This is a genomic window from Lysinibacillus sp. FN11, from assembly GCF_024628845.1.
Classification (GTDB): Bacteria; Bacillota; Bacilli; order Bacillales_A; family Planococcaceae; genus Lysinibacillus; species Lysinibacillus capsici.
On sequence record NZ_CP102383.1, the window covers coordinates 3259298 to 3278700 of the forward strand.

Below are 19403 nucleotides of genomic sequence, written 5' to 3' on the forward strand. Positions count from 1 at the left end.
GTTTTTTCTTATTATTACTTTCTATCATTTATTTCGTAGATTAACAACATTACTATAGTAATAAATGTGACTAAACAATATCTAAACATAAATAGACGTCATAAAAAATACATAGTTTCTCATCAATTTAACTACAAATAAAAAAGAGTACATAAGTCGTTAAACTTATGTACCCTTTTTATTTAATTCTTATTTTACCGGTACTACTGCACCTTTCCACTCTTCTAAAATGAAGTCTTGGATTTCTTTAGATGTTAATACTTCTAATAATTTTTTAATTTCAGGTTTTGTTTCATCACCTGCACGTACAGCGATGATGTTAACATATGGAGATTCTTTATCTTCAAGAGAAATAGCATCTTCAATTGGGTTTAAACCGTTATCGATGGCAAAGTTAGAATTGATAAGTACTGCATCGCCTTCATCATTTTCGTACATTTGTACAAGCATCTCTGGTGCAGTATTTGCATCGAATTTAAAGTTTTTAGGATTTTCTTCAATATCCTTTAATTCTGCTGCTGTTTTATCAATGCCTTCTTTTAGTTTGATTAAGCCTTTAGCCTCTAATAATGACAGCATACGACCATGGTCAGATACTGAGTTAGAAAGTAAGATTGTTGCGCCTTCTGGCAGGTCTTCTAACGTTTTATATTTTTTTGAGTAAATACCGATTGGTTCAATGTGAACACCACCTGCATTGACGAAATCATAGCCATTGTCTTTAATTTGTAGCTCTAAATAAGGAATGTGCTGGAAATAGTTGGCATCAATATCTTTTGACTCTAAATTTTGGTTTGGTAGAACATAATCTGTATACGTTTCAATTTCAAGGTCTATGCCTTCTTTAGCTAAGATCGGTTTTGCTTTGTCTAAAATGACTGCGTGTGGTGTATTAGAAGCACCTACTTTTAATGTTACGTTTTCTTTGCTATCTGTTTGATCACCTGATGCTGATTTTTCATCTTCTTTTTTATCTGTACCGCAAGCTGCTAATGCTAGTACAAGTATTGATAAAAATAATCCTGCTAATAACTTTTTCATTTATGACACTCCCTTTTATTTGTTTAAAATATGTTAGCGGTAAGAACCGAAATAACCTCTTTTACTTGCTAGCGTTTATCAATTTTCTCGGTAATTAAATCACCAATCCATTGAATAATAAATACGACTACTAAGATCAAAATAGTTGCCATTAATGTCACATCTTGGCGATTTCGCTGGAAGCCGTCTAAGAAAGCTAAGTTACCAAGACCCCCTGCACCAATAATTCCTGCCATCGCAGTATAACCTACAAGAGCAACAGCCGTTACAGTGATACCAGAAATCAAGGCTGGCAATGATTCAGGAACCAATACTTTCCAAATAATTGTAGAAGTTTTCGCCCCCATTGAACGAGCTGCTTCAATCACACCTTTATCAATTTCACGTAACGCAATTAATACCATACGAGCATAAAACGGTGCTGCACCGATAATTAATGCAGGTAACGCCGCATTAGCTCCTCGAATTGTACCTAGTAAAAACTTCGTAAATGGAATTAATAAAATAATTAATACGATAAATGGAATGGACCGGAAAATATTGACGAGTGATCCTGTTAAAAAGTTAACGATTTTATTTGCCCATAACTGATTGGGACTAGTTAAAAATAGAACAATACCAATGACTAACCCAAGAATAAATGTCACAACCGTTGATATAGCTGTCATGTATAATGTTTCATACGTAGCTTGCCACATATTTTCCCAGTCTACATTCGGAAAGAGATTAGTTAGCATTTTCAATCACCTCCGTCTGTACTTCCACTGTATTTAAATAACGAAGGGCTTCAGTGACGTTTGTCTGAGAGCCATCAATTTGCACAATCAATGTACCATATGCACCATTTTTTGTTTGCGAAATATTTCCGTGAACAATACTTACTTCTACATCAAATTGTTTCACAAGATGTGAGATGACAGGCTGTTCTGTTTTTTCACCAACAAAAATAAGTTTGACAAGTTGTCCAGTTGGATAGTTTGTTTTAATTTGTGCTACCGTATCTTGTGTTTCCTTAGTGTCTGTAATTTGAGATACAAACTTCTTAGTAATAGCTGCCTGTGGGGCTTGGAAGACTTGCAATACCTCACCACGTTCCACAATTTCGCCTGCCTCCATCACCGCTACACGATGACAAATTTTGCGAATGACATGCATTTCGTGGGTAATCAGGACGATTGTTAAGCCTAAGCGTTCATTTATATCTACGAGTAAATCAAGAATAGCATCCGTTGTTTCAGGATCGAGTGCGGAAGTCGCCTCATCACATAGTAAAACCTCTGGATTATTCGCTAATGCACGTGCAATTCCTACACGCTGCTTTTGTCCACCAGAAAGCTGGGATGGATAGGCCTTATCGCGCCCTTCTAAGCCTACAAGGGCAATCAATTCCTTCACACGTGCTTCACGTTGAGCCTTTGGGAAGCCTGCGATTTCTAAAGGGAATGCAATATTTTCGGCAACTGTTCTCGACCAAAGTAAATTGAAATGCTGGAAAATCATACTTACCTTTTGTCTAGCCGCTCTAAGCTTTTGCCCTTTTATCGATGAAAATTCTTGATTGTTCACCGTTACTGTTCCTGCTGTCGGTTTCTCTAAACCGTTTAATAAACGAATCATGGTACTTTTACCAGCACCACTATAGCCGATAATGCCAAAAATTTCACCTTTATTAATAGTAAGGTTGACGTCTTTGACTGCCGTTAATTCGCCATTTGCTGTTTTGTATTTCTTTGTAATATTTTGAAGCTGGATCATAGCGAATACTCCTTTTCTCATATAGAAAACCCCTTCACTCACAGACAAGTAGAAGGGGTCACGTATGATACGTTAAACCGTTCTCTCATCTTTCAAAGAAAAATCTTTGAGTGATTTGGCACCTTTTCACATTGTGATGGTTGCCGGGCTTCATAGGGCACTTCCCTCCGCCACTCTTCATAAGAGTTCGATATATTTAATGTTTTAGTAATATATTTGATACTTTACCACGCTAGTAAAGTTCAGTCAATTGATTTTTTTAACAATTCATATAAAAATGGTACGGATTGAAAGGCATAAATTTTTTCTGTCACTTTTCCGCCATCACTGATGAGTAGACAGGGAACACTTTCAATTTGATGCTCATAGGCAATGTGTTCCAAAAAGTTGATATTTGCTTTACCAATTTGTAGCTGTGGCAGTAATTGTTCAATAACGGACATCATTTTAGATGCCACTGCACATGTTCCACACATCGGTGTATATAAATAAAATGCAGTTTTCTCTCCCGACTGTTTAGCCGTTTCCCACTGCTCTGTTGACCATTCTTCCATTTACTCACGCAACCTTACAAAATATATTCATTATGGATTGAAAAATGTGCACGCAGTAAAATCATCGCTAGGACTTTTCTTGGTGTCGTTTCTACTTCCTTGTATGTTGGCATTGTGCGCAGATGCTCAGCTTCTGGATAATGTCTGTCCATTAATGCACGTAGCTTATCCCCAGAAGTATCTGCATCAAAAAAAGTAAATAGCTCACAGCCCTCATAGGGATCCAGTAGTTCTTCTAGTTGATGCACACCAATTGTACCATTCGTACATAGTATTGTAACATTCTCATTCAAAATAGGCTCAATTTGTAGCTTATCTGAACGCCCTTCTACTATCAAGCATTTTCCCTCGAACATTACGCCACCTCCATTTAGAGATCCCCACTTATAAGTCATTATATAACAAAAAACGCCGGTAGTTGCCGACGTTTTTCGATTATGGCTTGTCTTATTCAGCGATCATTTCTTCGTATTGCTCTGCTGTCATTAGTTTCTCAACTTCTGATGCATCAGCAGGCTCAACAACGATCATCCATGCTTTTTCATATGGTGATTCATTAACGAATTCTGGGCTATCTTCTAAATCTGCATTTACTTCCACTACAGTACCTGAGATTGGTGCATATAATTCAGAAACAGTTTTTACTGATTCTACGCTACCGAATGGATCATCTGTTTTGATTTCGTCGCCAACTTGTGGAAGCTCAACGAATACGATATCTCCTAATTCAGATTGTGCGAAGTGAGTAATACCAATACGTACTTTTCCATCTTCTACTTTTACCCATTCATGTTCTTCAGAGTATCGTAAGTCTTTAGGTGTGCTCATGCAAAAACCCCTCCATAAATATGTAATATATTCACTTTCAGTGTGCCATACTTCTCCTCTAAATACAAGGTTTAATACGGTTATTTCCAAGCTTGCTCAAAATCTACTTCTTTAAAACCTAAAGTAACTTTTTTCCATCTGTGACGATGGGACGTTTAATTAACATACCATCTGAAGCTAATAACTCAAGCTGCTCATCCTCCGTCATTTCGGCTAACTTGTCCTTTAAGCCAAGCTCACGATATTTCATACCTGAGGTATTAAAAAATTTCTTCAAAGGCTGTCCGCTAGCCTGCCAAATAGCTGTTAATTCTTCTTTAGTGGGAGGTTGCTCTGCGATATGTACCTCTTCATAGGAAACCTCATGCTCATTTAACCACTTCTGTGCCTTTTTACATGTTGTACATTTCGGATAATGGAAAAATTGAATCGTCATTACAATGCTCCTCTTCTGTCTTTTTCTGTAGTATACCATCATAGTTGTTTTCAATGGTGAACTTCACTCTTTTTTGTAAGTTTATCCACTAGTTTTGCATTTTTATCCGTCCTCTTACGATATTAGTCATTTTTCTTATATAAAAAAACCTAGCTATCTTTTGCAGATAGCTAGGTTAGGTGTGCGCTTTAAACAATATATTTTTCAGCATCAATTAATTTAACTGAAGCCTCACGCTTCTTCACAATTAGATTGTATGGATTATTACGCGTTAGCTTACGCAGTGCAGATAATGTCATACGGGCTGCATCGCCATCTGCTGAAGCAAGAATTGTGTCTTTTGCTTCCTTTTCGATTTCTGCGAATGCTTCCTGGCAGAAAATTTGTGTGTATAGCAATTTTTGATGTGCTTTTTCAACACCGTCACGAGCAATTGCCTTTTCTGTACGTAAGACAGCTGATTCCATTGCAAATAATTGGTTAGCTATATTCGCAATGTTTACCAATACTTCTTGCTCTTGATCAAGCTTTGCACCAAAGCGTTGGGCTGCTAAGCCTGCAGCTAAGACAGCAATTTTCTTGGCATTTTTCACTAAATATTTTTCTTGTGCTAACGGCTCTGTACCGATTTCCTCTGGCATTAGCATAAGCAGCTCTTGCTGTAAATTTTGAGCCACTTGTAATAATGGCAGCTCACCTTTTAGCGCCTTTTTCATAAATGTACCAGGTACAATCATGCGGTTAATTTCGTTTGTTCCTTCAAAAATTCGATTAATACGAGAATCACGGTAAATACGCTCTACCTCATACTCAGCCATAAAGCCATAACCGCCATGAAGTTGGACAGCTTCGTCAGCAATATAGTCTAATGTTTCTGAACCGAATACTTTGGCAATAGAACATTCAATCGCATATTCGGCGATCGCACCTGCAATTACTTTTCCTTGCTTTTGCTCTTCCAGGCTTAACTGGCTTAAGCGATCCTCAAATAGTCCAACAGTACGATAGTTTAATGATTCAGAAGCATACAATTGAGAAGCCATTGTTGATAATTTTTCTTTTGTCAGATTGAAATCAGAAAGCTTTGTCTTAAACTGCTGACGTTGGTTTGTATACTGAATAGCTAACTCCAATGCACGTTTCGATCCGCCAATTGTGCCCACGCCTAGTTTATAACGACCAATGTTTAAAATATTGAACGCAATGATATGCCCACGCCCAATTTCGCCTAATAGATTTTCTACAGGTACTTCCGCATCTTCCAATACTAATGTACGAGTTGATGATGATTTAATCCCCATTTTCTTTTCTTCAGGACCAACTGAAACACCATTGTAGGCACGTTCTACGATAAAGGCAGAGAATTTATCGCCATCAATTTTTGCGTAGACCACAAATACATCAGCAAAGCCTGCATTCGTAATCCATTGTTTTTCACCATTTAAAATATAATGTGTGCCAGCTTCATTTAATTTTGCAGTCGTTTTTGCACCTAGAGCATCTGAACCTGAACCTGGCTCTGTTAATGCATAGGCAGCGATTAATTCACCTGAAGCAAGCTTAGGTAAATATTTTTTCTTTTGATCTTCATTACCGAATAGAACAATTGGTAATGACCCAATACCAACGTGAGCACCATGTGTGATAGAGAAACCACCTGCAACAGACATTTTTTCAGCGATTAAAGCGGAAGAAACTTTGTCTAATCCAAGCCCTTCGTATTCTTCAGGCACATCTGCTCCAAGTAAGCCTAATTCGCCTGCACTTTTTAGGAGACGCACTGAATGTTCAAATTCATGGTGCTCTAAATTTTCCACTACTGGTAAAACTTCATTTGTAACGTATTCCTCTGTTGTTTTAGCAATCATTTTATGTTCGTCAGTGAAATCTTCCGGTGTAAATACACGATCTAATTCCACATCTTCAATAAGAAATCCGCCGCCTTTAATGAAATCAGTTGTTTTTTCAGTCATGATTAATTCCTCCCAATATATCTTTTTGTTAGTTGATTCCCCTAGTGATCATATATAGAAAAGCTTGACGTATACAATGTTCGGAGGCAACCGCAAACAGTACACCTCAAGCTGATCTAGCAAAAATTATAGAACTTCAAATACGCCAGCAGCACCCATGCCGCCACCAATACACATTGTCACTACGCCATATTTCTTCCCTTGACGCTTCAATTCATGAATTAGCTTTAATGTTAAAATAGCTCCCGTTGCGCCTAGTGGGTGACCTAATGCAATCGCTCCACCATTGACATTGACTTTCTCTTGGTCGATGCCTAAATGACGTACCACTTGTAATGACTGTGAAGCAAACGCTTCATTGATTTCCCATAAATCAATATCCTCGATGGATAAACCTGCAATTTCCAACGCTTTTGGCACTGCCACGATAGGCCCGATCCCCATTACTTCAGGAGGTACACCGCCAACTGCAAAGCCTAGGAATTTTGCCATTGGTGTCAGTCCTTGCTTGTCAGCTTCTTCACGATCCATTACTAGTACAGCTGCTGCACCATCAGAAGTTTGAGAGGCATTACCCGCCGTTACACTGCCTTTTACGTGGAAAGCTGGACGCAATTTTGCCAAACCTTCAACTGATGTACCTGGACGTACACCTTCATCCATACTAAATGTGAATTTTTTCACCTGTGGTTTATTGTTATCGTCTACGTAATGCTGTTCCACTTCGATTGGTACAATTTCATCATTGAATTTACCTTCTTTAATTGCCTTTTCAGCAAGCTCGTGCGAGCGAACAGCAAAAGCATCTTGGTCTTCACGACTAACATTATATTGACGAGCTACTTCCTCAGCTGTATGCCCCATGCCCATATAATATTGTGGAGCCGTTTCTGCTAAAGTCGGATTTAAACGTGGTGTATTCCCTACCATCGGCACCATACTCATGGATTCTACACCACCAGCAAGAATTGCCTTTGAGTGTCCTAACATAATTCGCTCTGCTGCATAGGCAATTGCCTGTAAACCTGATGAGCAAAATCTGTTAATTGTCAGAGCAGGGGTTGTATCTGGTAATCCAGCAAGTGCCCCAATACTACGTGCTACATTCATTCCTTGCTCTGCTTCAGGCATTGCACAGCCTAAAATTAAATCATCAATTGGCCCTTCATAGCCTGCTCTTTTCAATGTTTCCTTGACTACAACAGCACCAAAATCATCTGGTCTTACTGTTGCTAAAGAACCTTTTTTTGCTTTTCCAATTGGAGTTCGTGCTCCTGCTACAATAACGGCTTCACGCATCGTATTAATCCCCCTTTGTTTCATGTGCAAGATTGATCTATTTCGTCAATTAGTTACGAAGTGGTTTACCTTTTAACAGCATGTGTTGCATTCTTTGCTGTGATAGCGGATCAGCAACAAGACTAAGGAATGCCTCACGCTCTAAGTTCAATAAATATTGCTCATCGACTAATGTGCCGTACGGAACCTTTCCACCTGCAATAACATAAGCTAATTTTTTAGCAATTTTTAAATCATGTTCGCTAATAAAGCCTGACTCAAACATCCCTTGCGCACCGATGAGTAATGTACCATAGCCTGATGCACCGACCACTGGCACTTTAGTTGGTACAGGTGGTTGATAGCCCGCTTCGTAAAGTGCTAATGCCGCCTGCTTCGCATCATACAATTGATGATCTGGATTAACTGAAATACCATCCGCAAAGTTTAGGAAATTATTTTCACGTGCTTCCTCACCAGATGTTGAAACCTTCGCCATCGCAATTGTTTCAAATACTTTATTAGCAATATGTTGATAGTCTACCTCTACGCCGTTTGGTAAGCCCTTGAGGAATTTTTGATAGAGCGCTTTATTTCCGCCACCACCTGGGATTAATCCAACCCCTACTTCCACTAAGCCCATATATGTTTCCATTGTTGCTTGAATATGTGCAGCTGGTAAGCAAACCTCTGCTCCCCCGCCTAATGTCATGGCAAACGGTGCTGCTACAACAGGCTTACGTGAATATTTTATTTTCTGCATAGCATCTTGGAATGCCTTAATGACGAAATCTAGCTCAAATATATTATCATCCTGTGCTTCTACTAAAATCATTCCTAGATTAGCCCCAACACAGAAGTTTTTCCCCTGATTACCGATGACTAAGCCCTTATAGTTAGCCTCTACTTCATCTACCGCAAAGTTAATCATTTGGATAATATCCAAACCGATTGCATTGGATTGCGAATGGAACTCAAGTAATGCAATTCCATCCCCTAAATCTATTAAACTAGCACCTGTGTTTGATTTAATCACACCATGCTTTTTCTTATAACGTTTTAAATTAATCTCTTTTTCATTGACTGGCACTTTCACATATTGTGAACCATTATAGTAAGCTAAATCTCCGTCTAATTCTGTATAGAATGTCTCCACGCCATTTGCTAACATCTCTTTGACAAATGCAGGTACCTCTCGGCCCTCAGCCTCCATTTTCGCCACAGAATCTTTTACGCCTATAGCATCCCAAATCTCAAATGGCCCTTGTTGCCAACCGAAGCCCCATTTCATCGCGTTATCAATGGCTACGATATCATCTGCAATCTCCCCATGTAGCTGTGCAGAATAAAGGAGCGTTGGTGCAAAAATCCCCCATAATAGCTCGCCTGTACGATCCTTTGCATAGGTTAACGCCTTCACTTTATTGGCCAATCCACGAGTTTGTTTTGCCATTTCAATAGAAGGTGTTTTTAATTTTTTGGCTGGACTATACGTTAAGGTTGCTGGATCAATCTCATGTATCTCTTTTCCTTGTTTTAAGAAGAAACCTTGACCCGATTTTGCACCTAACCAACCGTTCGTGACCATTTTTTGTAAAAATTCAGGTACTGCAAATACTTGCTGCTCCTCACCTGTTGTTTGATCGTAAACATTTTTCGCTACATGAATGAATGTATCTAAACCAACTACATCTAGCGTACGGAAAGTTGCAGACTTTGGACGGCCGATAAGCGGACCTGTTACAGAGTCTACCTCACCAACAGAGTAACCACCTTTTAACATTTCCTGTAAAGTGATAAGTAAACCATATGTTCCAATGCGGTTGGCAATAAAGTTTGGTGTATCTTTTGCAAGTACAACACCTTTACCAAGCACATCTTCCCCAAACGTTTTCATGAAGCTAACTACTTCAGGAGCAGTTGTATTGGCAGGAATCACTTCTAATAATTTTAAATAGCGAGGTGGGTTGAAAAAGTGTGTGCCAAGAAAATGCTTTTGAAAATCATCTGAACGTCCCTCTGCCATCGCATTAATGCTAATACCAGATGTATTTGAACTAATGATTGTTCCTGGTGAACGAACTGCATCAATTTTTTCGTACAGACTTTGTTTAATTGATAAGTTTTCTACAACAACTTCAATAATCCAATCTACATCTTTTAGTTTCCCTAAATCATCCTCGAAGTTGCCAACTGATAGTAGTGATAAATTTTTCTTAGAAGTAAGTGGTGCTGGCTTTTGCTTTAATAACTTTTGCAAAGCTCCGTTTACAATACGATTTCTAACAGCTGGATGCTCTAAAGAAAGGCCCTTTGCTTCTTCCTCTTGCGTCAGTTCCTTTGGTGCAATATCCAATAGTAATGTTGGTATACCGATATTTGCTAAATGTGCTGCAATTCCAGAGCCCATCACCCCAGAACCTAGAACAGCTGCTTTTTTAATGTTGTAAGTCACAAGCAATTCCCCCTTATTCTCCCATTGAATGAATAGCCATTCATTTTTTGGCCAAAAAAATATCAAGTGTTCCTTAGTGAATTTTTTGTCCTTTTGTTGAATGAGATTCCCTCCACTCAACCAAGCACGACTAAGGTTTATCTTCGCTCCAAAATGACACTTCTCAATGAATGAAGATAAAACTACTTTTCTGTTTTTAGTGTAGATTATTTTGTCTAATTTAGCAATCTTTTTTCAAGAATTATTTTTGCAGTATACATCTTTTTTTGTTTTTAACGAGCTAAAAGAGGACAAGAAGTAGCGATTGAAACGGCCAAACAGAAAACTTTCAGATTGCGAGAAAAATGTGTAGAATGGAAAGCAAGGAGAGTGAATACTTAATGAAAACTATTACTACTGCAGAACAATTTAACGAATTAATCGCTGGCGACCAAAAAGTTTTAGTAAAATTTTATGCTGGCTGGTGCCCTGATTGCACACGTATGAATATGTTCATCGATCCAATCATTGAAGAGTACAACCAATATGACTGGTATGAGCTAAACCGTGACGAGCTTCCAGAAATCGCTGATAAGTACGATGTTATGGGAATTCCAAGCCTATTGATTTTCCAAAATGGTGAAAAACTTGCACACTTACATAGTGCAAATGCAAAAACACCTCAGCAAGTAACAGAATTTTTATCTGCTCAACAATAATGGTGAAAGAGCTGCATTTCTTCTTGAAATGCAGCTCTTTTTGAAAGGAGTTTATTATGCGTCACCAATTGGCACTACGAGGGGCTTCACAATATGGGATTTCCATTGCACCAAGCTATCGCAATTCTGCCTGTGGACCTACTACGATTCATGTCATCTTAAAATTTTTAATTGGGTCAACTCCTTCCATTAATGAGCTATATAAACTGCTTGGTGGTACAAAAATTGGCTTATTCAAATGGAGACTGATTCACCATCTTCGTCAACTGCTTCCAACGTGGGATATTCGAACTTGTTCATTAAAGGAAGCTCTACAGGAAATTGACGCAGGTCGACCAGTTGCTATGCGTTTTGATCGCTATTTTAGCCTTCAGTGGCGAGATAAAAAATCAACCTTTGCTTATCATTGGGTACCGCTTATTGGCTATGAGATAAAAAATGATAAGCTATGGCTAATATTCCATGATAATGGTGGTCCACATCGTGATAGCCAAATACGACAGGCTCTCTATAAAGACAACGAAAAGGTATTATCCTTCGTGAAAATGGTTCCTTACTAGAGCAAATATCGATTAACCTTCTATTTGCTTTCTATTCTTTTCCTTACAATAAAAAAAGCAGAGCATATGACTATACTCTGCGATGATTGATTAAATAAGCGAATACAAAGAACGGGCATGCTTGGCAATTAGCGTGTAGCCACGCTCTTCTATTGCTTTAAAAATATGTGGTTCGTAAGTTGGTAACACAAGGCTTGTAAAATCAGCGTCAATTGGTACATTGGTTTGAATCGTTGCAAGCTCATGTGATAGCTGCAACATATCTAAATTATCTTGAATTTTTGTTCTTTGACCTGGCTTCAATTCACCGAGAGATACCAGGATTTTGTCTATTGAGCCATATGTTTGAATAAGCGTTAATGCTTGTTTAGGACCAATCCCTTTCACACCTGGGTAGCCGTCACTTGAATCACCCATAAAGGCTTTCACCTGTGCAAACTGTGATGGTTCAATACAATATTCTTCTTTAAAGCGAGCGTGTGTATAAATATCATATTCTGTATAGCCCTTTTTCATAAACGCAATTTCTGTAGATGGTCTTAAAAGCTGAAGTAAATCCTTATCACCACTAATGACCGTAATCTCTGCCTCGTCCTGCCATTTCGTTATCATGGAGCCAATTAAATCATCTGCCTCCATGCCCTTCACGCCGAAATTTTGCCAGCCCATTTGCTGCGATAAATTTTTCGCCATATCAAATTGTGGTAGCATTTCCTCTGGAGGTGCTGGGCGATTCGCTTTATAGCCATCAAATAAATCATTGCGGAATGTGTGTGCGCCCATATCCCAGCAAACAGCCATATGTGTTGGCTTCATAATCGTTTGTGCTGTTAGAACATGTCGCACAAACCCTTGGGCTCCATTCGTTGGTGTTCCATCTGCCAAGCGAATAAAATGCCCCATAGCAGCCGAAGCGAAAAAAGAACGGAATAACAGAGCCATACCGTCGACAATCAATAATTTTGGTTTTGTTGTCATAATAATTTCCTCTCTATTACAATACAAAGTTTGTATTTATTTATTGTTTTCTACTTAAACATTATAGCAAACTTTTAAAAATCAGCATTGTTAATACTCGGAAATACACTTGCTTTACAACATAACCTTTCCTTTTTTAGAGATACGATTACGATGATCTAGCTGAATGCCTGTTAACCATTGTAAAAATGCAGTTACACCGATTTTAACAGTTTCTGGACGTAATATACCTTCTTTAGGATCAGCATAAACAAAATCAATATGACGAACACCCTCATTTTCGCCAATAAGCTTGAGGATATCAAATAACTCATAAGCCGTTAAACCACCAGGTGAGGCTGCAGGAACATCACAGGCAAATACAATATCAAGTGCATCTAAATCCACTGACACATAAATGCGATCTACTTCATACATAAGCTGACGCAGCATTTCACGTATTGTGAGTTGAATACCATCACGTCGCATTTGTTTTAACGTAATCATATGAATGCCTTGTTCTTTAGCATAATGAATCATTTCGGGTGAATTGAAAAAGCCATGCAAACCGACATTATAGACATGTCTCCCCTCCACAACCCCTGCTGCAATTAACTGATGAATTGGAGAATCTTGCGCTAAACCAATTTCCTCTTGGTTTCTTGCATCTAAATGCGTATCAATCTGAATGATGCCAATGCGATCTTGTGGAAAGGCATTTTTTATACCTTTTATGGAGTGTGCGGTAATAGTATGATCTCCCCCTATCAAACAAGTAAAACTTCTTTGAAAGGCTATACTTAAATTTTCCGCAGCAGCCTCGATGGCAGATTCCGAAAGCATTCTATCATTTTCTAGAATCGCGACATCCCCGATATCCACAACTGAAAGGGCACGTAAATTCACCTGCTCATCTAAATTATACGATTGAAACCCTGGCCAAGCCTTACGAAAGGCTGTTGGGTATTGCGCTTTTGATGACGCACCATTGGCATATGATAAAAGAGCGCCATATACGACAATATCTACCTCATTCGGATTCGGATTTGTTTGTTGCTTTATCCACTGATGCATAGCTGATCCATTTTCCTGCCTCCATTGGCATTCTGACTGTGTAAACATATTCATCTACCACCTTCTTCTCTTTTCCTTTCAAGTTCAATTGACCTAAATCAATTGGTGCTCCTCTGTAAATGTCCTAACATATTTTCTTTATAGTAATAGTACCATTCGTCCAATGATTTTCGTCAAAGTTTTTCTTTTTTTCTCTTTTATTGAAAATATTCTTTTGAGCAAATAAAAAAAGCAAACTTGAAATCAGTTTGCTCAGAAATTGCATGTTTCTTTTGTTAGGAGATTGTGGCTTTTCTCAACTTTTTGAGTGTTGTTCACCGACCTTGAGCGCTTTGACACTTTTAATGAGCGGGTACCACTCTTTTGTGATTCCTTTGAGACTCTTTATGAGTGGCTTTCTCTCTTGTGCGAGCACTGTCAATACTCTTCAGAGAGCGAACCTCTTTTTTACCAACTCTTCGTCCAGAAATCTCTCTTACTCAAGCAGAGAACTCTTCCATTTCGTCTACTTCTGCTGTTTCGAAAGGCTATCGCAAAGTTCCGCTACCTCATACATGGAATAGCTTTGAAAATTATATTGACTACGCAGTTCTTGATGATAACTTAATAGTTCTTCTAGCATCGCCAAATTCTTATCAATATGCTTGCCAAAATTATGAGGATGCCACCATAAATGATAAAAGGCTTGTGCCTGTGCAGCCTTGAGCATGCCTTCCTTTATTCGCTTTACTTTTAAATTTTCGAATATACGCAATGGACTACAGTATGGTCTTAAAAAAGCACTTGATCGAATATTAATCAGTTGCTCCTCTTGCATTTCTTCCAGGGTGGCTATATGATGACCAGTTATATTCCAATAGCTATCTAACCACTTCTTAGCACCTAAAAGTCTTCCCTTTTTCGTAAACGTTTGCGCGTCATATAGCATATGATTTTCGGTGCCTCTATAACAAACATACCCTGCTTCTAAACATGCTGTAAAATAGTCTTTGTTTACTTGATTACGAGGAAAGACAATGGATTTCATGGGCGCAGTATAACCGTCACTAATTGTTTTGGTTGCATGTAAATCTGCACAAAAGGCAGCTTCTGTTTGGCCCTTCTCCAAGCAATAAAAATGAGAAAAGGTATGACTTCCTATTTCCTGATGTGGTGTACGTTTAATTTCCTCTAGTAAGGATTTACCAAAATGCAGTGGATCTTCTTGTTCATTTTCGCCAACTTTTGCTAGCTGTGTATGTGCTGCAAAGCGCATATTTTCATATTTCACAGGGATACCTCGCAAATAATGAGCCATTTCTGCCTTTGATTCAGCAAACAATAATCCAACTGTAGCCCAAGTTGCATGGATGTCATATTGCTCAAATAACGCTAGTATCCTGGGCAAGGCTTTACGTACACCATATAGGTTTTTATTGTATTGGCCATAACGAAATACGTCATGGACACCCCAATTCAGCTCAAAATCTAATGAAATAACGAGACCCCCACCATTCATGTTGCTACTTCCTCCATTTTTGCACACCTAGTAGTAGTGCACGTATTTTTGATTGGATAATGTAGCCTGAGTAAACATGAACAACCTGGCCACCAAAGCTTAATTTAAAGGCTCGTACATTTCGATTGTCCGTTAATTCTCCCATATCATATAAGACAAAACCTTGCTCCTTTAGGTGTAGCAGATTATGCCAAATTAAAAACCGATTTGCATAACGGAAAGGACGTTTTAGTTGTGCAGGCAATGCCGTTCCATGATACGTTGCCTCGAAATAAGACATCGCTTTTTTCTCATGCACAATATCTAATCGATAACATAATGTCTGTCCACAAAAACTCTGGATCTCTGATAATAATAATGCACCCTGTTCATTGAGGAGCAGAATCGTTTCCATTTGCGACTTGCTGATTGCTTCAATTTTTTTTCTTTTGGCAAATTGATTGTAAAATTGCTGAAAGGCTTTCAAATTTTCTATGGATGGCTCTTTATACAAAATGACTTGATAGGATTCTTTTTGGGCACGTCGTAAGATTTTACGATTCCCTTCAGACAGTGCTAAATACAATGAAAGCTCATGCTCTTGCAAAGAAATGTGAATCGTTTCGCTTTTTACAAGCTTCCGACTTGGTACTAATGAATGCGTATAGCCTACAACTTTCATAGACTTTCGAAAATTGGCTGGCTTTTCGAGAAAATAAAAATGCTGCATTGCGATATTCCATCGCTTACTTTTAATGGACAGAATGTACATCGCCCCCACTCTCTGTATATTTTTCTACACGGTGTCGCTCAAAACGAGCAATTTTATAATGTTTCATTCGAGAAATAGGTTTATAGCCTAGCTGTACTAAGCGCTTGCGCTTGCGCCATTGCCAAAAACTTACCGTTATCCACAATGTTTGTGCTGGTTTTATTTTCCGTAAAAAAGCTGTAATAATATCGATTTGTTTGAAAACATCATAGGCTAAAAAATAGGTTTGTTTCGGTAAGGCTTCTACAATTTGCATTGAATCCACTCGCCAGTTTGTGGCATGTAATGCAAACGCCAGCTTATTCGTTTCCGCAAAGGAGTCTTTATAAATCGTATAGCCCTTATAAAGGAGGGCCATGACTTTTTCCTGATCAAGCTGCATCGCTTCCTGAATCGACATTTCTTCAAATAAGTTTCCGACAGGTTGCTGTGGTGATACGTCCTCTGATGGGGATAATTCATACAGCTCCACTTGTTTCAAACGAATAAATTTTTCTACGAATTGTTGTCCATATTCTAGCCAATCTTTTACCTTTCCATACTTTACTAAGTATCGTAAATGGCCCAGTGTGTTACGCTTCCAATCTACGACTCGTTGGTTCCCTTTCATAAATTCTTTGAGCCTTTGCTTTAACGATAAAAAACCTGCCAGTAGATTTGTACGTTTCGTACCGCTGCTAGCAAGCATCTGTCTGGTAAAATCAATGTCGGAGCGCCAGTCAAATTTATAAGACTCATAGCCTATGCTCAGATCATATAAGCGATAGTTAGCAGTAAACGTTCGCTGGATGGTTTCCTGAGTGACTATCCGACCAGCACCAAATAAATTAAAAGTTGGCTCATGCGCAAGAGCATATGTTACATAGCGGCCACGACAACATAATCCATAGGTAAAAGCAATCCACCGGTTTTCAAAGACAAGTGCATCGACCTCTACCTGTAATGCCTCACCTTTAAGCATTGTTAAACGCTCAAAAAAATCTCTTTTCTTACCTTTTGTAAAGCCACTTGTATCTAGTTTTTTTGCCCATCGTCGATCAAATAACCGAAACATTTGCCAAAGCTCGTCCTGTGAAGGCTCACGTCGTTCTAAGGATCCTAAATTTCTTAGTTTTCGTTCTCATCGATCAACGCCATGCATTTTTCGGCGTTGATTGAAATGGCGCTGAAAGTCAATTTCTGAAAAAGCAAGATAGGGTGTCACAACTCGGAACAGGCTTGTACGTAATTGTCTTTCTACAAAGTATTGCTCTAAGATTTTAGTAGACACCTTACTTTCTAATAACCCATGCAAGGAAAAAAGAATATGCCGATGCTTTTTTATTAGTTCATCAAATACAAAGGTTGTAACTTGCTGTAACCATTCCTTTTTAGCCACAACCCCTGTATAATTGGCGATGTTTTCTCCTGCAAAAGCATACACCCTTATCCCCCAACGAATAGACACTGTAAATGGAAAAAAGGCCCTAATTGTCCCCTCATGTTCAATGGCGTAAAGCTCTACACGCTCTTTCCGTCCTACAATTTGCCACCAATTATAAAACCACGCAAATTCTATAAATGGATTATCATTGTTCTCTTCTTCTAAAATGGCATCCCAAATTTCCTTGTACCACATAAGCTCATCATCAGTTCTAATGCGAATTAATTGCAATTTAATCCCCTTTCTTCACTAGTTCTGAAACAGCCTGTTGATAAACCATTAATGTTTTTTGATACATGGGAGTGAAGGTGAAGTACTCTAAATAACGCTGCTCACTGGCCGTCCCCATTTCCCCTCTTAAAGGAGCATCCATTAATAATTGATGCAGCCTCTTCTTCAATAATTCATTATTCTCTCGCTCCACTAAAAACCCATTGTCATGATCAATAATAAGCTCTTTCACACCACCTACATTTGTTGCAATAATAGGAAGTCCTACCCGCATCGCTTCAATAATCGAAATCGGCAAGCCTTCCCAATCTGATAACAGAACAAATAGGTGGCATTTCTCAAGATAAGAATGAACGTCTAATTGATTACCTAAAAATGTTACACGATTTGATAAACCATTTTGTTCAACGAAATGTTCTAAAGCTGGACGCAGAGAACCATCACCAATCAATTGAAGGTGCCAAGGGATATCTGTCAGTTCCGCTAAAGTCTTTAACAAAACATCTGGTCTTTTAGGCACTTCAAAACGAGCAACCATGACAATGACTGGCTGCTCCATGCATATCTTTTCAGTTGTCTCATTTCTCTCTATAGGGTCAATGCCATTGTGAATAGTCAGCAATTTATGAGCAGGAGCGACCTTTTTCAGTAGTGCTAGTTCCCGATCATATTCAGACACCGTAATAATTTTTGTCGTAAATGGCTGAATGGATCTTTCCATCCGTTGATAGAATAGCTTTTTCTTGTAAGGAACACCTTCTGTAAAGCTCCAGCTATGTGCTGTAAAAATAGTTGGAATATTTAACAACCTACCAACTACGCGACCGATCACACCAGCCTTAGAGGAGTGGGTGGCTATAACGTCTGGTTGTAGATGTTTGAAAACGGCTCTTAATTGCCAAAATGCTTGAAAATCTTTCGCTAGATGGATATCCCGTTGAAGAGCAGATATACCAATAACTGGAATTTCATGTTCTTGTAAGTGCCACAGTGATGGTTGATAGGAGCCCGTCACTATTGTGACATCATGCCCATCCTGTTTTAAGTGGATAGCAAGTGCCTCCACATGTTTTTGCGCACCTCCAACTTTATCCATTCGTGTAATAAGCTGAACGATCTTCAGTATGGCCACTCCTTATTTTTTAATAAGCACCTGTGCGTGTAGCTACAACATAAATTGTCTTCAACAAAATTTGGACATCCAACCAAAAGGAATAATGATCAACGTATTCAATGTCATATGATATTTTTTGTCCATGTGAAATATTCGACCTACCATTAATTTGAGCAAGGCCTGTTAATCCTGGCTTTACCTCTAAACGCCGAGCCTGTAAGGTATTGTATGCATTCGTGATCGTTGGTACCTCAGGACGTGGACCTACAATGCTCATATCACCTTTTAACACATTTAAAAGTTGTGGAATTTCATCAATACTGAGTTTTCGAAGAATAGCGCCCACTTTTGTGATGCGTGTATCTTGCTCTGTTTTAAAATAATAATCATCAGGGATTCCATCAGCACAGATAGTCGGCATATTGACTGGAACTGCCTGAATACACATTGTTCGTAGCTTCCAAATCACAAAGCGGTGATGATCGAGGCCAGTTCGGATTTGTTTAAAAAAAATGGGGCGACCTGTCGTTATGAGTAAAATGAGGAATATAGCTAGCATTAGAGGTATCGTTATAAAAAGCAAAAATAATGCCCCAATAATATCAAATATTCTTTTGCCGTACTGACCATAGAATGTGAGATTCTGAGCTGTCTGAACGTGCAATACATCATCCTTTGCATTTTTTTAGCACTTAACTCTATATATTCATTTTGAACATTTCTAGAACTCTTTTAGAAAAAGTGCTTATTTTATGAAAAAAGAGTTATATCAGCGTT

18 protein-coding genes, 2 pseudogenes and 1 riboswitch are annotated in these 19403 nt (G+C 38.6%); of the genes and pseudogenes, 2 read left to right on the plus strand and 18 right to left on the minus strand.

Features of this window, described 5'->3' with window-relative positions; translation table 11 throughout:
- Nucleotides 1-189: 189 nt before the first annotated feature.
- From NP781_RS17310 to NP781_RS17355, 10 genes and pseudogenes are all read right to left on the minus strand, one after another.
- Entirely contained in the window at nt 190-1041 is an 852-nt protein-coding gene (locus tag NP781_RS17310; RefSeq protein WP_004228236.1) for a MetQ/NlpA family ABC transporter substrate-binding protein, read from the minus strand.
- Nucleotides 1042-1109: 68 nt separating this feature from the next.
- Complete coding sequence (locus tag NP781_RS17315; RefSeq protein WP_004228234.1) at nt 1110-1778, minus strand: methionine ABC transporter permease; 669 nt, start codon at nt 1776-1778, stop codon at nt 1110-1112.
- Nucleotides 1768-2796 (minus strand): methionine ABC transporter ATP-binding protein, encoded by a 1029-nt coding sequence (locus NP781_RS17320; RefSeq protein WP_004228232.1) that lies wholly within the window; start codon nt 2794-2796, stop codon nt 1768-1770. Before NP781_RS17320 ends, NP781_RS17315 begins: the two co-directional genes overlap by 11 nt.
- Nucleotides 2797-2878: 82 nt before the next feature.
- Nucleotides 2879-2982, minus strand: a riboswitch (SAM riboswitch).
- Nucleotides 2983-3038: 56 nt separating this feature from the next.
- Nucleotides 3039-3350, minus strand: coding sequence for a thioredoxin family protein (locus NP781_RS17325; RefSeq protein WP_221681260.1), 312 nt, complete (start codon nt 3348-3350; stop codon nt 3039-3041).
- Between the two features lie 14 nt (nt 3351-3364).
- The gene (locus tag NP781_RS17330; RefSeq protein WP_004228229.1) at nt 3365-3706 is read right to left on the minus strand and encodes a toprim domain-containing protein; all 342 of its coding nucleotides are present in this window, start codon (nt 3704-3706) and stop codon (nt 3365-3367) included.
- 91 nt (nt 3707-3797) lie between these two features.
- Nucleotides 3798-4178: a glycine cleavage system protein GcvH gene (gcvH, locus tag NP781_RS17335; protein ID WP_004228227.1), complete on the minus strand. Its 381-nt coding sequence runs from the start codon at nt 4176-4178 to the stop codon at nt 3798-3800.
- Between the two features lie 80 nt (nt 4179-4258).
- Nucleotides 4259-4614, minus strand: a pseudogene (locus NP781_RS17340) (arsenate reductase family protein).
- A 188-nt stretch (nt 4615-4802) separates the two neighbouring features.
- The gene (locus NP781_RS17345; RefSeq protein ID WP_004228223.1) at nt 4803-6587 is read right to left on the minus strand and encodes an acyl-CoA dehydrogenase FadE; all 1785 of its coding nucleotides are present in this window, start codon (nt 6585-6587) and stop codon (nt 4803-4805) included.
- 126 nt (nt 6588-6713) lie between these two features.
- Nucleotides 6714-7886: an acetyl-CoA C-acetyltransferase gene (locus NP781_RS17350; protein WP_221681258.1), complete on the minus strand. Its 1173-nt coding sequence runs from the start codon at nt 7884-7886 to the stop codon at nt 6714-6716.
- A gap of 49 nt (nt 7887-7935) precedes the next feature.
- The gene (locus tag NP781_RS17355; protein WP_257520432.1) at nt 7936-10320 is read right to left on the minus strand and encodes a 3-hydroxyacyl-CoA dehydrogenase/enoyl-CoA hydratase family protein; all 2385 of its coding nucleotides are present in this window, start codon (nt 10318-10320) and stop codon (nt 7936-7938) included.
- Between the two features lie 353 nt (nt 10321-10673).
- On the opposite strand from NP781_RS17355, the gene NP781_RS17360 reads away from it, so the two are divergent.
- Nucleotides 10674-11018, plus strand: a complete 345-nt coding sequence (locus NP781_RS17360) for a thioredoxin family protein (RefSeq protein WP_081010969.1) — start codon at nt 10674-10676, stop codon at nt 11016-11018.
- Between the two features lie 56 nt (nt 11019-11074).
- The gene (locus tag NP781_RS17365) at nt 11075-11578 is read left to right on the plus strand and encodes a C39 family peptidase (RefSeq protein ID WP_257520433.1); all 504 of its coding nucleotides are present in this window, start codon (nt 11075-11077) and stop codon (nt 11576-11578) included.
- A 90-nt stretch (nt 11579-11668) separates the two neighbouring features.
- Here the strand turns inward: NP781_RS17365 and NP781_RS17370 are convergent, their stop codons facing one another.
- The 8 genes and pseudogenes from NP781_RS17370 to NP781_RS17405 form a co-directional block, all read right to left on the minus strand.
- Nucleotides 11669-12556: a 5'-3' exonuclease gene (locus NP781_RS17370; RefSeq protein ID WP_257520434.1), complete on the minus strand. Its 888-nt coding sequence runs from the start codon at nt 12554-12556 to the stop codon at nt 11669-11671.
- A gap of 114 nt (nt 12557-12670) precedes the next feature.
- Complete coding sequence (locus NP781_RS17375; protein WP_257520435.1) at nt 12671-13657, minus strand: agmatinase family protein; 987 nt, start codon at nt 13655-13657, stop codon at nt 12671-12673.
- A 457-nt stretch (nt 13658-14114) separates the two neighbouring features.
- Complete coding sequence (locus tag NP781_RS17380; RefSeq protein WP_257520436.1) at nt 14115-15107, minus strand: polysaccharide deacetylase family protein; 993 nt, start codon at nt 15105-15107, stop codon at nt 14115-14117.
- A 4-nt stretch (nt 15108-15111) separates the two neighbouring features.
- A complete protein-coding gene (locus NP781_RS17385; protein WP_257520437.1) occupies nt 15112-15858 on the minus strand; it encodes a hypothetical protein in 747 nt (248 codons plus the stop codon).
- A pseudogene (locus NP781_RS17390) lies at nt 15839-16915 on the minus strand (GNAT family N-acetyltransferase); the annotation flags it as partial. The pseudogene NP781_RS17390 and the gene NP781_RS17385, both read right to left, overlap by 20 nt.
- Before the next feature lie 63 nt (nt 16916-16978).
- Entirely contained in the window at nt 16979-17512 is a 534-nt protein-coding gene (locus NP781_RS17395) for a GNAT family N-acetyltransferase (RefSeq protein ID WP_257520438.1), read from the minus strand.
- A gap of 1 nt (nt 17513) precedes the next feature.
- The gene (locus NP781_RS17400) at nt 17514-18644 is read right to left on the minus strand and encodes a glycosyltransferase family 4 protein (RefSeq protein WP_257520439.1); all 1131 of its coding nucleotides are present in this window, start codon (nt 18642-18644) and stop codon (nt 17514-17516) included.
- 10 nt (nt 18645-18654) lie between these two features.
- Nucleotides 18655-19290 (minus strand): sugar transferase, encoded by a 636-nt coding sequence (locus tag NP781_RS17405; RefSeq protein WP_257520440.1) that lies wholly within the window; start codon nt 19288-19290, stop codon nt 18655-18657.
- Nucleotides 19291-19403 lie beyond the last annotated feature (113 nt).

Excerpts from the sequence above, each read along its gene's own strand:
- NP781_RS17365 (WP_257520433.1), top strand. The coding sequence starts at position 11,075 with ATGCGTCACCAATTGGCACTACGAGGGGCTTCACAATATGGGATTTCC.
- NP781_RS17385 (WP_257520437.1), bottom strand. The coding sequence starts at position 15,858 with ATGTACATTCTGTCCATTAAAAGTAAGCGATGGAATATCGCAATGCAG.
- NP781_RS17370 (WP_257520434.1), bottom strand. The coding sequence starts at position 12,556 with ATGACAACAAAACCAAAATTATTGATTGTCGACGGTATGGCTCTGTTA.
- NP781_RS17325 (WP_221681260.1), bottom strand. The coding sequence starts at position 3,350 with ATGGAAGAATGGTCAACAGAGCAGTGGGAAACGGCTAAACAGTCGGGA.
- NP781_RS17375 (WP_257520435.1), bottom strand. The coding sequence starts at position 13,657 with ATGTTTACACAGTCAGAATGCCAATGGAGGCAGGAAAATGGATCAGCT.
- NP781_RS17360 (WP_081010969.1), top strand. The coding sequence starts at position 10,674 with ATGGAAAGCAAGGAGAGTGAATACTTAATGAAAACTATTACTACTGCA.
- NP781_RS17350 (WP_221681258.1), bottom strand. The coding sequence starts at position 7,886 with ATGCGTGAAGCCGTTATTGTAGCAGGAGCACGAACTCCAATTGGAAAA.
- NP781_RS17320 (WP_004228232.1), bottom strand. The coding sequence starts at position 2,796 with ATGATCCAGCTTCAAAATATTACAAAGAAATACAAAACAGCAAATGGC.
- NP781_RS17330 (WP_004228229.1), bottom strand. The coding sequence starts at position 3,706 with ATGTTCGAGGGAAAATGCTTGATAGTAGAAGGGCGTTCAGATAAGCTA.
- NP781_RS17380 (WP_257520436.1), bottom strand. The coding sequence starts at position 15,107 with ATGAATGGTGGGGGTCTCGTTATTTCATTAGATTTTGAGCTGAATTGG.
- NP781_RS17345 (WP_004228223.1), bottom strand. The coding sequence starts at position 6,587 with ATGACTGAAAAAACAACTGATTTCATTAAAGGCGGCGGATTTCTTATT.
- gcvH (WP_004228227.1), bottom strand. The coding sequence starts at position 4,178 with ATGAGCACACCTAAAGACTTACGATACTCTGAAGAACATGAATGGGTA.
- NP781_RS17315 (WP_004228234.1), bottom strand. The coding sequence starts at position 1,778 with ATGCTAACTAATCTCTTTCCGAATGTAGACTGGGAAAATATGTGGCAA.
- NP781_RS17310 (WP_004228236.1), bottom strand. The coding sequence starts at position 1,041 with ATGAAAAAGTTATTAGCAGGATTATTTTTATCAATACTTGTACTAGCA.